The 14,230-nt window shown below is 57.3% G+C and carries 14 protein-coding genes; 1 reads left to right on the plus strand and 13 read right to left on the minus strand.

Going from position 1 to position 14,230, the window contains the following annotated elements:
- Positions 1 to 78: 78 nt before the first annotated feature.
- Positions 79 to 1,203: a branched-chain amino acid ABC transporter substrate-binding protein gene (locus tag HQL52_03560; GenBank protein ID MBF0368514.1), complete on the minus strand. Its 1,125-nt coding sequence runs from the start codon at positions 1,201 to 1,203 to the stop codon at positions 79 to 81.
- Between the two features lie 365 nt (positions 1,204 to 1,568).
- Between HQL52_03560 and HQL52_03565 the strand changes: the two genes are divergently transcribed.
- A complete protein-coding gene (locus HQL52_03565) occupies positions 1,569 to 2,819 on the plus strand; it encodes a hypothetical protein (GenBank protein MBF0368515.1) in 1,251 nt (416 codons plus the stop codon).
- A 246-nt stretch (positions 2,820 to 3,065) separates the two neighbouring features.
- Here the strand turns inward: HQL52_03565 and HQL52_03570 are convergent, their stop codons facing one another.
- The 12 genes from HQL52_03570 to ilvC form a co-directional block, all read right to left on the minus strand.
- A complete protein-coding gene (locus HQL52_03570) occupies positions 3,066 to 3,239 on the minus strand; it encodes a Trm112 family protein (GenBank protein MBF0368516.1) in 174 nt (57 codons plus the stop codon).
- Between the two features lie 12 nt (positions 3,240 to 3,251).
- Positions 3,252 to 4,007 (minus strand): DNA repair protein RecO, encoded by a 756-nt coding sequence (gene recO, locus HQL52_03575; protein ID MBF0368517.1) that lies wholly within the window; start codon positions 4,005 to 4,007, stop codon positions 3,252 to 3,254.
- Positions 4,008 to 4,095: 88 nt separating this feature from the next.
- Positions 4,096 to 5,043, minus strand: coding sequence for a GTPase Era (gene era, locus HQL52_03580; GenBank protein MBF0368518.1), 948 nt, complete (start codon positions 5,041 to 5,043; stop codon positions 4,096 to 4,098).
- Positions 5,044 to 5,046: 3 nt separating this feature from the next.
- Positions 5,047 to 5,778 (minus strand): ribonuclease III, encoded by a 732-nt coding sequence (rnc, locus tag HQL52_03585; protein ID MBF0368519.1) that lies wholly within the window; start codon positions 5,776 to 5,778, stop codon positions 5,047 to 5,049.
- Positions 5,779 to 5,900: 122 nt separating this feature from the next.
- Positions 5,901 to 6,323 (minus strand): hypothetical protein, encoded by a 423-nt coding sequence (locus tag HQL52_03590; GenBank protein MBF0368520.1) that lies wholly within the window; start codon positions 6,321 to 6,323, stop codon positions 5,901 to 5,903.
- 50 nt (positions 6,324 to 6,373) lie between these two features.
- Positions 6,374 to 7,240 carry a signal peptidase I gene (lepB, locus tag HQL52_03595; GenBank protein ID MBF0368521.1) on the minus strand — a complete coding sequence of 289 codons (867 nt, stop codon included), beginning with the start codon at positions 7,238 to 7,240 and terminating at the stop codon, positions 6,374 to 6,376.
- Between the two features lie 12 nt (positions 7,241 to 7,252).
- Positions 7,253 to 9,049 (minus strand): elongation factor 4, encoded by a 1,797-nt coding sequence (gene lepA, locus HQL52_03600; protein MBF0368522.1) that lies wholly within the window; start codon positions 9,047 to 9,049, stop codon positions 7,253 to 7,255.
- A 153-nt stretch (positions 9,050 to 9,202) separates the two neighbouring features.
- A complete protein-coding gene (locus HQL52_03605; GenBank protein MBF0368523.1) occupies positions 9,203 to 9,664 on the minus strand; it encodes a hypothetical protein in 462 nt (153 codons plus the stop codon).
- A 141-nt stretch (positions 9,665 to 9,805) separates the two neighbouring features.
- Positions 9,806 to 11,389, minus strand: coding sequence for a 2-isopropylmalate synthase (locus tag HQL52_03610; GenBank protein MBF0368524.1), 1,584 nt, complete (start codon positions 11,387 to 11,389; stop codon positions 9,806 to 9,808).
- Between the two features lie 185 nt (positions 11,390 to 11,574).
- Complete coding sequence (gene pssA, locus HQL52_03615; GenBank protein ID MBF0368525.1) at positions 11,575 to 12,378, minus strand: CDP-diacylglycerol--serine O-phosphatidyltransferase; 804 nt, start codon at positions 12,376 to 12,378, stop codon at positions 11,575 to 11,577.
- Positions 12,362 to 13,021: a phosphatidylserine decarboxylase family protein gene (locus HQL52_03620; GenBank protein MBF0368526.1), complete on the minus strand. Its 660-nt coding sequence runs from the start codon at positions 13,019 to 13,021 to the stop codon at positions 12,362 to 12,364. Before HQL52_03620 ends, pssA begins: the two co-directional genes overlap by 17 nt.
- Before the next feature lie 186 nt (positions 13,022 to 13,207).
- The gene (gene ilvC, locus HQL52_03625) at positions 13,208 to 14,224 is read right to left on the minus strand and encodes a ketol-acid reductoisomerase (protein ID MBF0368527.1); all 1,017 of its coding nucleotides are present in this window, start codon (positions 14,222 to 14,224) and stop codon (positions 13,208 to 13,210) included.
- Positions 14,225 to 14,230: the final 6 nt, after the last annotated feature.

Raw genomic sequence — 14,230 nt, forward strand, 5'->3', positions numbered from 1 at the left:
TTCAGGTCACTCCAGCGATTTGGGATCCATTGGGGTTAACACCTCACCGATACGATTGAAATATTCACTTTATCCCGCTTATTCCACCTCGGCATACTTGCCGGAAGAATCCCACTGATACATCACATAGTCGGAAACCTGCAGATCCCCCTTGGCATCCCAGGCTTTTTTACCCATCACGGTATCGACGCTGTTTTGATGGAGCCAGCGGGCCAGCTTTTCGCCATCGTCGCTGCCCGTAGCGGCCATGGCGGCGGCGATGGCTTGGAGGGTGGCGTAGGAGTAGAGGGTGTAGCCTTCCGGCTCATAACCTGCCTTGCGGAAGCTGTTGACCGCAGCGGCTCCGGCTTCGATCTTGCGGGGATCCGCACCGAAGGTCATGTAGACCCCCTGGGCATACTTGGCGCCACCGGCGGCGATCAAAAAGTCTTCGGAAACGATGCCATCCCCAGAGACAAAATGGACATTGAGACCCTGTTCCTTAATCTGGCGCACCAGGGGGCCTGCCTCGGAGTGCAGTCCACCAAAATAGACCGCATCGGCCTTCACCGACTTGAGCTTGGTCACCAGGGCGTTGAAATCCTTCTCCCCCCGGGTCAGCCCTTCGTAGAGGACTTCCTTTTGACCCAATTTTTTCAGGTGGGCCTTCATGGCATCGGCCAGCCCCTGACCGTAGGTGTCTTTGTCGTGCAGCACCGCCACCCGCTTGGCGCCTAGTTTATTCACCATAAATTCAGCCCCGACGACCCCTTGCTGATCGTCCCGGCCACAGGTACGAAAGATGGTCGGCAGGCCCCGTTCGGTGACCATGGGATTGGTGGAAGCGGGGGTGATGCCCAAAACGCCGGCATCGGCATAAACCTCGGAGGCGGGCATGGTGGAGGAGGAGCAAAAATGGCCGACCACCGCAGAAACCTCGTCAAAATCCACCAGGCGGTTGGCCACAGCCAGGGCCTGTTTGGGTTCGCAGGCGTCATCCCCTTTGAAAAGCTTTATTTTTTTACCATTGATGCCACCCGTGGCGTTGATGTCTTTGGCGGCCTGTTCCGCACCCTGCCAGAGCTGCTCACCAAAGGCGGCATAAGCGCCGCTGAAGGGACCAGCCACGCCGATTTTTGCTTCGCCACCCGCTTGGGCCTCTCCTGCCAGGGTAAAAACCAGCCCTAACATCCCAAGCCAAACCAAACCCCTCATCTTTTTCATGATGCGCCACCTCGTTCTTTGGTCGATAAATGGTATCTGTCGCATACTACAACAACCTCGCGCCAATGTCCCGCCACCGCGAAACACCCCCGACTCTCCCCATTTCTCCTTGCCAACCCCCTGGGTATTCGATTGAATGCCCCACGTCGATATTGAGACTAAAGACTTTCCCGGCTCTGTTGATCAGGCCAATCAGCTGAGCGATTTAATCTTCGGCCTCTTCATTGATAAAGCAACCGACCAATCCATCCGCCATCTGATCGACCAGGCTTTTGACCACGCCCTCTACCCCCAAAGTTTACGCCCCCATCCCCAGCCACCCAGCGGGGCGTGGTCTGTACCTGGCCCTTATTTCCGGGAGCCTTTTGGCTCTGGGCAGTGGGTTATGGCTCTTCAGTCAGGGGGATCCTTCCCCGGGTGGCCGCCTTCAGGACTTTCCCCTCCTCCATGCCCGGCTTGCCTTGCTGCTTTTTTTGGGCTCACCCCTTCTTTGGCTTGCGGGTCGCTCCAAGGAGCAAAATGTCCAAAGCATCGATCCCCATCCTCTCCAAAGCAGCAGAGCGTTTCACCCTTTCCCCAGATCGATTGGCCTGCTCTGGCTGGGTTTTGGCCTCACCCTGAGTCATTTACCGTGGGTGACCGGGCTTGGGCAATTGTTCTTGAGCCTGCCCTTTGTGCTGGCCATGTTTCCGCTGCTTCGAGCCTTTTTGGGAAAGAGGGGAGAGTCTACCCGTGGTCCAGAGGAGTCATTGATATCCAAACAGGCTCCCAGGGTAAAAATCAGCTTCCAGCTGGCCGCCCTTTTCCCCCTGGCCGCCGCCCCCTGGCTCCCCCTGGACAATCCCCAAGTGGCTCTCTGGATCGTCTGGTGCGGCCATCTGACCTACATCATCCCACTGATTCTGGAGCAAATTTCATATACCCCCGGGGGACGAACCATGGGGGACGGCATGACCAAAACCCTGGCAGCCCTGACCGCTTTAGCCTGGATTGTTTCCACCTGTGCCGTATTGACGGGGCTGAATCCGGAGCACCCCCTCTCCCTGAGCCACACCCTGCCCCCTTGGCCCTGGTGGCGCTTGGCGGGCGTGCCATGGTTTTTGGCTTTGATCACCCTGGCTATGGGCAGCGGACTTTGGCGGATGGTCAAAAAACAGGGATTGACCTCCTTGAGCCTCGCCATGCTGTTGGGGGTCGCCTGTGCCCGACTCGCCGCCCTCCTCCTCATCATCCGCCCACTCACGGGATTGGAAACAGCACTCCACCTCCTCACCATGGGGGCGCTTACCATTGGAATTTGGCGGCTTTTACCAGGCATATACGGGGCCATCCTACCGCCCGCCCCAGGCAAATCCCCTCAGGCTGTTGAGCCCATTCCAGAGAGTGAGAACCCTCTATCCTTCGGGAGCGACACAGGAGTGACCCATCAATTATCGGATCGGTTTTTACGCTGGCTGATCTGGGGATGGCTGGGTGTGGTGCTGCTGAAAACAGGAGGGAGCCTTGGCTGGCTGGAGAGCAGCCGGCATGCCTGGATCGCTCTTCTGGGGGGAGGCATCCTGCTGCTCTGGGCTGGGCGTATGGTCAGAGTGGGGATAAGCTTTAGAATGAGATGAAAGGTAACGAACAGGATAGAAAGAGATGAAAGGGGATGAACCCGCTGGAACAAGGGTTTGTCGTGTTGTCAGGAAACAAAGACAAAGCAAAGACAAGGCTAAAGGCAAAACCGTGGGGGCAAGCCGCCACACCCCCGGGGGGTGTGAAACAAGTTCAAAATCAAAAGACAGGATCAAATTCAAAAACAGAACCTTGGGGGAAAGAATTCCCCCAAACCCCCATCTTTTTTTTAATAGTAAAACCTGCTATTCCGCCGGAATCTGCCGCGCCTCATCCAGCAACATCACCGGAATCTCATCCCGAATGGGAAACGCCAAACGCTCAGGACGACAAATCAACTCCTTCGTCTCCAAATCCAACTCCAACCCACCCTTGCACTGGGGGCAAACCAAAATGTCCATCAGCTCCGAATCAATCATCAGCTCGTTCCCTTACGCCTCTTCCCCGTTCAGCCCCACAAAAGCCCGGCGAAACGAAGGATCACTCTTGAGAGCCTCACCCCCATGACGAGTGAGGCAGATGTTTTCCAGATGATAAAGCAAAGCCCCATCAGCCGGAGATAATAGATTGAAATCAGGGGGCCACGCCAGCTGTTCCATCGCGTTTTTCAAACCCTCACCCAAAGGCAAAAGCCGATCAGCCCAAGGCTCACCACACCCGCGACACACCGCCCGACAACTCTTGGGGGAAAACCAGGCAAAATCCCCCTCACCCCCACACCCCGCACACCGATCCAACTGCCAACCATACCCCAACTGCCTGAGCATCCGCCCCTGAAGCGCCACCGTCACCGTCAGTGGATCCCCCCCGGCATCCATCAAATCCAACCCCTCGGTCAGCTCCGCAAAAAAAACCGGCTGCGGCTCCCCCGGTGGACAGTGGCGATAAGCAATCTCCAACAACAGCTGTGCGGCAGCCAACCCCTTGGCATCGGTTTGAATATGATGCCGGGAAGTGTGAATCTCCACACCCGTCAAAGTCACCAACCCCCCGGAAGCGCGCCCCTGGCAGAGCACCTCCACCGTATGAAACCCCGCCAAAGCCGCCCGCTCCCCCCTGCGGCTCTTGCGCACCCCCTTGGCCAGAGCAGCCAAAAATCCCCGCTCCCGGGTCAAAAAATGGACCACCAGGGAAGTGTTCCGAAACGGAATCCGGCGCAACACCAAAGCCTCATCCCGAATCCGCACGTCACCTCACTCCAAACAATCCCACAGCCTCACCAAACAAACCCGCAGCCCCACTAACCACAGCCCCACGCCAAATCCACACCACGGCTCATTCCACCGAACCACTCCCCCCGCCCTTGCCATCCGGATAGCCCAGATCACCCAGCAGCTGGGGATTGGCATACCACTCTTTGCGCACCTTCACCCAAATCTCCAAAAACACCTTGGTGCCAAAAATCGTTTCCAACTCCAACCGGGCAGCCTGGCCGACTTTTTTCAGCAACGCCCCCTTGTTACCAATCACAATCCCCTTTTGGGAATCCCGGCTCACCAAAACCACCGCCCCAATATCCAAAATAGGCGGGGCACCCGGCTTGCTCGCCTCCCGCTCCTCAAACCGCTCCACCCGCACCGCCAGAGAATAAGGCAGCTCCTGGTTGAGATTCATGAAAAGCTTTTCCCGGACAATTTCCCCGGCAAGGAATGATTCCGGCTGGTCGGTCAACTGACCTTCCGGAAAATAACGCGGACCCTCAGGCAAGGTTTGGCGGAGCACATCCACCAAGCGGGGAATGTTTTCACCCGTCAATGCAGAGACCGGCACCACCTCGGTCATGCCAATCCCGCGCTGGGAAAGCTCCGCAATGCGGGGAAGCAGGCTGGGCCGATCCACCAGATCCACCTTGTTGAGCGCCACCACCAAGGGAATATTTTCAGCCCTCGGCAGACGGGAAAGCACCTCCCAATCCGCCTCAAACGATTTTTTGGCCCCATCCATCACAAACAGAATCACCTCCACATCCTGGCAACTCTCCACAGCCACCTTCACCATGGAGCGGTTGAGCAGGTTGCGACCCGTGGCATGAATTCCCGGGGTATCCAGAAAAACCAGCTGCCCATCGGGGCGATTATGTACCCCCAAAATCCGGGTGCGGGTGGTCTGGGCCTTGTGGGTGACGATGGCGACCTTTTGACCCAAAATATGATTTAAAAGAGTGGACTTGCCCACATTGGGGCGACCGGCAATCGCGATAAATCCAGAGCGAAATTCTCCCATCGTTCAGACCGCCTTCCGGGCATCATCCTGGAGGAGCAGCAACATCTCCCGAGCTGCTTCCTGTTCGGCGCGGCGTTTGGAAGAGCCGTTGCCCTCCCCCGACGGCAGAGGAATTACATGACAACGTACGGAAAAAATTCGAGCGTGGGGAGGACCATCCACAGCAGTCACCTCATAGCTTGGCAAAGGTTCTCCCCGGGCTTGCAAGTGCTCCTGAAGGAGGGTTTTATAATCCTTCTCCTGGGCCTTTTCCAGCGCCTTCAGCCGGGGAGAAAAAAGTCGATCAACCACCTGGCGGGCTGCACCATAGCCGCCATCCAGAAAAATCGCCCCCAGGATCGCTTCCAACGCGCTGCCCAAGATCGATTTTTTTTCCCGGCCACCGCTCATCGCCTCGCCGCGGCCAAACAGAATACGCTCTCCCAACCCCAACTCGGCACTCAACTCCCCCAGGGAGCGGGTGTTGACCAGAGAGGCCCGCCAGCCGGAAAGAAGCCCTTCAGCCGCCTTGGGAAAACGCTCATGGAGAAGCTCGGCGATGACAAGATCCAAAACCGAATCCCCAAGAAACTCCAATCGCTCGTTGTGCCAGGAGCCGCTTAAGCGATCTTTTTCGGGAGGGGGGGCAGAGCGATGGGTCAGGGCTTGACGCAGATAGTCGGGGTTTTGGAAGCGGTATTCCAGGCAGGTTTCAGGGGAGTCGGGATCCTCTCCCGGCAGGGTCAAGGCATCCATCTGATCCACCAACTCCAGGGGGGCCTCCACCCGGGATGCGCCCCCCGAGTGGGGAGAAGCAGAGTCAACATCCTGCAATTCAGGGAGAATATCGGTCATCACCCTCCCGGAATCCGCATCGGTCATTGAGGGGTCTCCACCTCGTACGTCCACTGCAACTCCTCATACTGCCCCATGGGAATCACAAAACCGGCGACATTGAAATGCATGTCTACCCGAAAATCGATATTCACCTTGTAGCCCTGGTTGCGACGGAGTTTTTTATAGACGAAAGTCCCCTCGTCGAGCTTCATCCGGGAGCGGTTGAGTTCATACTCGATCCGCTGCCGGACTTCCTTGTCGGTGAGGTCTGAATAGTCACCCGCCACCCGGTCGGCCAACTCCCGCAAAATGTGATATTCATACGCAGCGGGCACCAGGGTACCACCCACCATGACGATCCAGACGATCACCACGAGAATCACCAGGGTCTTGAGACTGATCATCCCCGCCTGTGGATCCCGAATCCGATCCCATCTTCCCTTGGATGGCTGTTTACCCAGCATATTTTTTTCCTCCGTTATCAGCGGCTCTCATCCACCCGGCCCCACTGGCATCACTCCACTGCCTGCCCCACCCGCTCCCAGCGCAGGCTACCCTCTTGACGATCCCAGGACCAGAACAGAAAAACGGCTTTACCAACCAAACGATAGCCCGGCACAAAGCCCCAAAAACGGCTGTCGTTGCTGTTATCCCGGTTGTCTCCCAAGACAAAATAGTGGCCAGGGGGAATCACCTCTTCGGTGTTGTCTTCGGCAAAAACGAAGGGCCTCACCAAAATAGGATGGGGAGCCCCCGGCAGCATCTCCTGAAAATTGGCCGCTTCCACCTCATTGCCCCGCTCATCCCGATAGATAAAGGGGCCACCGGGTTGATACTCCACGGGGATGTCGTTGAGATAGAGCCGCTTGTTGCGGTAAACCACCTTGTCGCCAGGTAGCCCCACGATGCGTTTGATATAATCCTTGCTGGGATCCCTGGGATATTCAAACACCGCAATATCACCCCGCTCCGGCCCTTCTCCCATAAAAATCCGGGTGCGGGAATAGGGCACCCGCATGCCGTAAGCGGATTTATCGACAAAAAGATAATCCCCCACCAGCAGGGTCGGAATCATGGAGCCTGAGGGAATTTTGAAGGGTTCCAGAATGAAGGTGCGAATCAACAGGGCAAAACCCACCGCCATGACGATGGCATCATAATATTCAACCGCCAGACTTTCCCGCTTGAGAATATCCTCGCCCCAGACAAACAGAAAGATGCCCACACCAATCAGCACCAGAGCGATGATCGGGCCAATCTCCTCAGAGGCCTCTCTGGGAATCGGTTCACCGATCACCACATAGCTGCCCAGCATAAAGAGACCAGCTGCGAGGAAAAGCGCCCCGTGCCAAAAATGTTTTTTCTTCCATGCCCTGGGCATCACTGTCACACTCTAATCCACTTTGAGGACGGCCAAAAAAGCCTCCTGGGGAATTTCCACCCGGCCAATCTGCTTCATGCGCTTTTTGCCGGCTTTCTGTCTTTCCAATAGTTTACGCTTGCGGCTGACATCGCCACCGTAGCATTTGGCTGTGACATTTTTGCGCATCGCCCCGACGGTTTCCCGGGCGACCACCTTGGCCCCAATCACCGCCTGAATGGCTATTTCAAACATCTGGCGATGGACAATTTTTTTGATCCGCTTGGCCAAATCCCGCCCCCGAGGGGCGCTTTTGTCCCGGTGAACAATAACCGACAGGGCATCCACTGCCTCGCCATTGATCAAAATATCCAATTTTACCAGATCCGATGGACGATATTCGAGCCATTCATAATCCATGGAGGCAAATCCCCGGGAAAGGGATTTCAACCGGTCGAAAAAGTCCATCACCACTTCGTTCAGGGGCATCTCAAACTTGAGCATCACCCGGGATTCGGAAATATAGGTGATCTCCTTCTGCAACCCGCGACGCTCCAGACAGAGCGCCAGCACCGGCCCAAGAAAATCCGGCGGCACCATGATGGAGGCGGTGATGAATGGCTCCTCAATACGCTCGATTTTGGTGGTGGGGGGCATATAGGAGGGATTATGCACTTCCTGCACCACCCCATCCCGGGTAACCACCTGATAGACCACGGTAGGTGCGGTGGTTACCAGGTTGATGTTAAATTCCCGCTCCAGCCGCTCCTGGATGATCTCCATGTGCAGCATACCCAAAAAGCCGCAGCGAAAACCAAATCCCAAGGCAGGCGAAGTCTCGGCATCGAAGGTGAAGGAGGCGTCGTTCAGAGAGAGCTTGTCCAAGGCATCGACCATATCCTCATAGTCGGCGGAATCCACCGGATAGAGCCCGGCGAACACCATGGGCTTGGCCTCTTTGAAGCCAGGGAGCTGGGCTTCCGCCGGCTTGTTGTCCAGGGTGACCGTATCCCCCACCCGGGCCTCGGCCAGATCCTTGATGCCCGCGATGAACACCCCCACTTCCCCGGCACTCAGCTGTTTGACATCCTCCAGGCGCGGGGTAAAAACCCCCACCCGATCCAGATGAAAAGTGCGTCCCGTAGACATCAGACGAATTTTGCGTCCCGGGCGAGCCAGGCCATCATAAACCCGGGTCAGCGCCACCACCCCCAGATAGTTGTCATACCAGGAGTCAACGATGAGGGCTTTCAGCGGGCCATCCACGTCTCCCTTGGGTGGCGGAACAAGCTTGACGATGGCTTCCAAAATGTCCGGAATGCCAATACCCGATTTGGCCGACACCTCCAAAGCATCCGACGCATCCAGGCCAATCACATCCTCAATCTGCTGGCGCACCCGATCCGGATCGGCGGAGGGCAGGTCGATCTTGTTCAAAACCGGGATGATTTCGAGATCATTTTCCAACGCCAGGTAGACGTTGGCCAAGGTCTGGGCCTCCACCCCCTGGGCGGCATCCACCACCAGCAGCGCCCCTTCACAGGCGGCCAGGGATCGGGAGACTTCATAGGAAAAATCCACGTGCCCCGGGGTGTCGATGAGGTTGAGAATATATTTTTCACCGTCCGAGGCGGTATATTCCAGCCGTGCCGACTGGGCCTTGATGGTGATGCCCCGCTCCCGTTCCAGGTCCATGGAATCAAGAACCTGCTCGGTCATATCCCGCTGACTCAGCGTACCGGTATGCTCGATCAGACGGTCGGCAAGGGTGGACTTGCCATGATCGATGTGGGCGATAATGGAAAAATTACGAATGCGATCCAGTGACATGTACGGTAAGAACCCATTCCCACGGAAGCGGCCGACTACCAGTGAGATGTTCCACTCCCTGGTATGTGGCCTCTTGATGGCCGTGAATGATGAAAGCCGCCGTGGTGCTTTCTTCGGAGACAGGAAGGGGGATCCCCCCCTGATCGATTATTGTCAGTTGTAATCCCCCCGCTCGGATTTGGCCAGTTCCACGGTAGCCAAAACCGCTGTGCGGTGCAAAAGCGCCCGCTCGTTCCCCGACTTCGGGGTTTCAGAAAGGGTGCGCAATGCCTGATCCCGGGTTTCACGCAGCCTGCGCCGGGAATCCTCTACAGCTTCCTCTTCCAGATTGTCCGCCCCCAGATTTTTTTCCAGATCCCCCAGGGAGTCCAAAAGTTCATCGGTCTGGGCCAGCTGCTCCCGCCGCTGATAAGGGGTTGGCATCGCCTCGCCCGCAGCTTGAGTCGCAGTGGCAGGCGCCACATCCTCCACAGCGGTATTTTCACGCAATGCGGCAATAGTATCCAGTTGCTGGGCAAAATTTGCCCCTGAAACAGCACCGGTTTCCCGTCCTGCCCGACTCTTACCAACGCCGGTCAGGTTCCTGTCACTCTTGCCAACTCGGCGAATACTCATGGAGCTCTCCCGCTGTCGGATCAATAAGGCCCACCGCTATAACATCTGTGGTTGCCTCCAGCGTATCAAACTTCATGCCAGGGAGGGAGTTTTTTCGAAAAAACCAACTCAGCTATCCCGCCAATCCCTCTTCCGGCTGACTTAAACCCCCTGCCCGACAGACTCTTCACTCTTTTTGCCCGCTTCCCGTTTGCGGGTGAGTTTGTTCAAGCCATTCACAAAGGAGCGGGCTGAAGCAACGATGACATCGTTATCCGTACCCTGGCCGAGGACCGAACGACCATCCTGTTCCATACGTACCGTCACCACGGCTTGGGCATCCAGACCACCGGTGATGGAGTGTACCTGATAATCGGTCAGATGTACCCGGTCGGCACCAGGAATCAAATGGCCCAAAGCCTTGTAGACCGCCTCCACCGAACCTTTTCCCCAGCTTGCCCCCTGAAAAGACTCCCCCCGAATTTCCATCTCGACCGCCGCGACCGGAGTATCCTGGGTGCCGGAGGCTACGTGCAGGCGAGTCAACTTGTAGAAATTATCCTGGCGCAACACCTCATCATCCACCAGGGCTTCGATATCCTCATCGAAGATCTCTTTCTTCTTGTCCGCCAGACTCTTAAAACGATGAAACACCCGATCGAGCTGTTCCCCATCCAGCTCATAGCCCAGATGTTCCAGCTTGTCCCGGAAGGCGTGACGACCGGAGTGCTTGCCCAGCACCATGCGGTTGGTGGAGAGTCCCACCGACTCCGGAGTCATGATTTCGTAGGTGGTGGCCTCCTTGAGGACACCATCCTGATGAATGCCTGCCTCGTGGGCAAAAGCATTGGCGCCGACGATGGCTTTGTTGGGCTGTACCGCAAAACCGGTAATGTTGGAAACCAGCCGGGAGGCACGCATGATCTCCCGGGTGTTGATACGGGTGGGGTTTTCCAGATCGAGCCCGGTGCTTTCGGCCATGAGCTGACGCCGGGTGCGCAGGGTCATCACCACCTCTTCCATGGAGGCGTTGCCCGCCCGCTCCCCCAAGCCGTTGATGGTGCACTCCACCTGCCGGGCACCATTAGCCACTGCGGCCAGGGAGTTGGCTACCGCCAGCCCCAGATCGTTGTGGCAATGGACCGAAATGATCGCCTTGTGGACGTTGGGCACCCGCTCCACCAGCTGGCGAATCCGCTCGCCAAACTCAAAGGGCAGGGTATAGCCCACGGTATCGGGAATGTTGACCGTGGTGGCACCCGCCGCAATCACCGCCTCGACGATACGGCAGAGAAAGTCTATCTCCGTGCGTCCCGCATCCTCCGCCGACCATTCGATATTTTGCGTATATTTGCCCGCGTGCTTCACCGCCGCCACAGCCGCTTCCAACACTTCATCCGGCTGCATCCGCAGCTTATGGCGCATGTGGATGGGGCTGGTGGCGATAAAGGTGTGAATCCGGGGATCCACTGCCCCCTGCAAGGCCTCCCAGGCCCGATCGATATCGGCCAACTTGGCCCGGGCAAGCCCTGCGACACTGCACTCCTTGATCGCCTTCGACACCCCCCGAACCGCCTCAAAGTCCCCGGTGGAGGCGATGGGAAAACCGGCTTCGATCACATCCACTCTCAGGCGTTCCAGCTGCCGGGCGATGCGCAGCTTTTCCTCCATGTTCATGGAGGCCCCAGGGGATTGTTCTCCATCCCGCAGGGTGGTATCGAATATGATGACGCGGTCGGTGGCCATGGCCATCACTCCTTCAAAGCCTGTTGCACCAGGCTGCTTGTGGCCTGGATATAGCGTTAAGCGACTCTCTGCGAGCCTCACATATATTTATCTATGCTGCGACTCTCAACGATCTGTCTATGCTGCAATTCTCAAAATTCGCAAACCTCACCTGAAGACCAAAATCGACCCATGACCACAGGCGCTTAGACGGTAAAATCCTTCACCTCATCCTCCTCCACCTCTTTGCCCTCGGCCAGGAGCTTGCGATACTCCTGGTGGCTCTGAATGGCGGAGAGCAGATAGGCCCAACCGACGATGAAAAGGGTGACGGCCAGATGGATGGAGAGCAGGGTGATAAAAACCACGACCCCCACCAGGGTGAGAAAGGGTCGCTCCCGGTGCCAGGAAAAATCCTTGAGAGAGCGAAAACGCACCTGGCTCACCATGAGAATGCCCAGGATATAGACCAACCCCAGGGGTAGCCAACGATAGAGCCCCGCCCCTTGGGAATCTGCCTGGAGATCAACCCCGATCTCCAGATAAAACAGCAGTGTCGCCGCCAGCACGGCCGCTGCAGCCGGAACCGGCAACCCCTGGAAATAGCGTTTGGTGATTTTTTCGTCCTGGTGGTAGTGCTGGACGTTAAACCGGGCCAGTCGCAGGGCGCCACATACGGTAAAAAGAAAGGCCCCCGCCCACCCCAGGCGATTGAAAGGGGTCAGCGCCCACTGGTGGATCAAAACCGCTGGCGCAATACCAAAAGAGAGAAAATCCGCCAGGCTGTCATACTCTTTGCCAAAAGCCGAAACGGCATTCAGAGCCCTGGCCACCCGCCCATCCAGACCATCGAAGATGCCTGCTGCGATAATCGCCAGCGCCCCCTGCTCATAGCGCCCGGTCAAACCCGCCATCACCGCATAAAAGCCGAAAAACATCCCCCCCGTGGTCAAAAGACTCGGAAGAAGGTAGGCCCCTCGCTTTTGTTTGACGTCAACCATGATCTCCATCCAATACCGCGATGACGGTTTCCCCCGCCCGGGTCGTGTCCCCAAGAGTCACCCCGGGTTTGGCCGAGAGGGGCAGATAGACATCCACCCGGGAACCAAAACGGATCAAACCAAACCGCTCCCCCCGGACAAGCTCCTGCCCCTGATCAAGATGACAGACAATGCGCCGAGCCACCAGCCCTGCTACCTGGGTAAATGGCAACCGACCTCCATCTGCCATCTCCAGCAGGATATCCATCCGCTCATTTTCGGTGGAGGCTTTGTCCAGGGCGGCATTCAAAAACTTCCCCGGATGGTATTGGGTCTCAAGCACGCGCCCCTGGACCGGAGACCGATTGACATGAACATTAAACACATTCATAAAAATCGAAATTTTTCGGGCTGGCTCCCCAGAGAGGGGGGCGGCGGCGACCTCTTCGATCACAATCACCCGGCCATCAGCTGGCGCAATCACCTGCCCCGGACCATCAGGGGTTTCGCGTTCGGGATCCCGAAAAAACCAGATACACCAAGCAGTGAGAATCCACAGCCCGATATCCCCGATCACCACCGGGCAAAACCAGCTCCCCAAAGCTGCCACACCTGCAAAAGCGGCAATAAAGGGAAACCCCTCCTTTGCCACCGGACTCCGCCAACCCGCCATTCAAAACCCCTTTTCGAATCCTGAAGCAAAGATTGTTTGAAGTGACTGCCCACTCGAAATAAACACCTGCCGACAGCGCCCCCATGCCTGGACGCTTCACAGCCACGCACCTCTATCCCATCCAAACGCCCCGCCGGATGGCTGGAGCCAAACTTCCCATCCATCCGGCGGGAAAAGCCAAGTCGATCAGTTTTTGGCCTTGTCCACCAGCTTGCCCTTTTGGATCCAGGGCATCATCTCCCGCAGGCGCCCCCCCAAAACCTCGATGGGGTGCTCCCGACCCAGACGCCGCAGAGACTGGAATTTGGCCCGGCCCGCCTGGTTTTCGGCAATCCACTCCCGGGCAAACTCACCGGTCTGGATTTCCGTGAGGATTTTCTTCATCTCTTTGCGGGTTTCGTCGTTCACCACCCGGGGACCACGGGTCACATCGCCATATTCAGCGGTGTTGGAGATGGAGTAGCGCATGTTGGCAATACCCCCCTCATAAATCAGATCGACGATGAGCTTGGTCTCGTGGAGGCACTCAAAATAGGCCATCTCCGGGGCATAGCCCGCTTCCACCAGGGTGTCGAAGCCCGCCTGGATCAGCGCGGTAATCCCACCACACAGCACCGCCTGCTCGCCAAAAAGATCGGTTTCGGTCTCTTCCTGGAAGGTGGTCTCAATGATACCGGCACGCCCCCCGCCGATGGCGGAAGCATAGGCCAGGGCGATCTCCTGAGCGCGGCCCGAGGCATTTTGATGGATCGCGATCAGGGTCGGAACACCGCCACCCCGCAAAAATTCCGCCCGCACCAGATGTCCCGGACCCTTGGGGGCTGCCAGGAAAACATCGGTGGAGGCCGGGGGATCGATCTGGCCAAAATGGATATTAAAACCGTGGGCAAAAACCAGCGCCGCACCATCCTTCAGGTTGGGGGCGATATCCTCCCGGTAGACCCGGGCTTGATGCTCGTCGGGCACCAAAATCATCACCACATCGGCCCCGGACACCGCTTCAGCAACCTCAGCGACCTTGAGCCCTGCCCCTTGGGCTTTGGCCCAGGAGGTTGAACCAGCCCGTAACCCCACCACCACATCCACCCCTGATTCTTTCAGGTTTTGGGAATGGGCATGCCCCTGGGAACCAAAACCGACCACCGTCACCTTCCGCTCCCGGATGAGGGCCAGATCCGCATCCCGGTCATAAAAAACTTTCATGGAAAC

The organism is Magnetococcales bacterium (assembly GCA_015232395.1).
In the GTDB taxonomy this organism is placed as follows: Bacteria; Pseudomonadota; Magnetococcia; order Magnetococcales; family JADFZT01; genus JADFZT01.

What these genes read in the sequence shown, in the direction of transcription:
- ilvC (MBF0368527.1), bottom strand. Translation starts at nt 14,224, where the DNA reads ATGAAAGTTTTTTATGACCGGGATGCGGATCTGGCCCTCATCCGGGAG.
- HQL52_03605 (MBF0368523.1), bottom strand. Translation starts at nt 9,664, where the DNA reads ATGAGTATTCGCCGAGTTGGCAAGAGTGACAGGAACCTGACCGGCGTT.
- pssA (MBF0368525.1), bottom strand. Translation starts at nt 12,378, where the DNA reads ATGGAGATCATGGTTGACGTCAAACAAAAGCGAGGGGCCTACCTTCTT.
- rnc (MBF0368519.1), bottom strand. Translation starts at nt 5,778, where the DNA reads ATGGATGCCTTGACCCTGCCGGGAGAGGATCCCGACTCCCCTGAAACC.
- HQL52_03590 (MBF0368520.1), bottom strand. Translation starts at nt 6,323, where the DNA reads ATGCTGGGTAAACAGCCATCCAAGGGAAGATGGGATCGGATTCGGGAT.
- HQL52_03610 (MBF0368524.1), bottom strand. Translation starts at nt 11,389, where the DNA reads ATGGCCACCGACCGCGTCATCATATTCGATACCACCCTGCGGGATGGA.
- lepA (MBF0368522.1), bottom strand. Translation starts at nt 9,049, where the DNA reads ATGTCACTGGATCGCATTCGTAATTTTTCCATTATCGCCCACATCGAT.
- HQL52_03560 (MBF0368514.1), bottom strand. Translation starts at nt 1,203, where the DNA reads ATGAAAAAGATGAGGGGTTTGGTTTGGCTTGGGATGTTAGGGCTGGTT.
- lepB (MBF0368521.1), bottom strand. Translation starts at nt 7,240, where the DNA reads ATGCCCAGGGCATGGAAGAAAAAACATTTTTGGCACGGGGCGCTTTTC.
- era (MBF0368518.1), bottom strand. Translation starts at nt 5,043, where the DNA reads ATGGGAGAATTTCGCTCTGGATTTATCGCGATTGCCGGTCGCCCCAAT.
- HQL52_03570 (MBF0368516.1), bottom strand. Translation starts at nt 3,239, where the DNA reads ATGATTGATTCGGAGCTGATGGACATTTTGGTTTGCCCCCAGTGCAAG.
- HQL52_03620 (MBF0368526.1), bottom strand. Translation starts at nt 13,021, where the DNA reads ATGGCGGGTTGGCGGAGTCCGGTGGCAAAGGAGGGGTTTCCCTTTATT.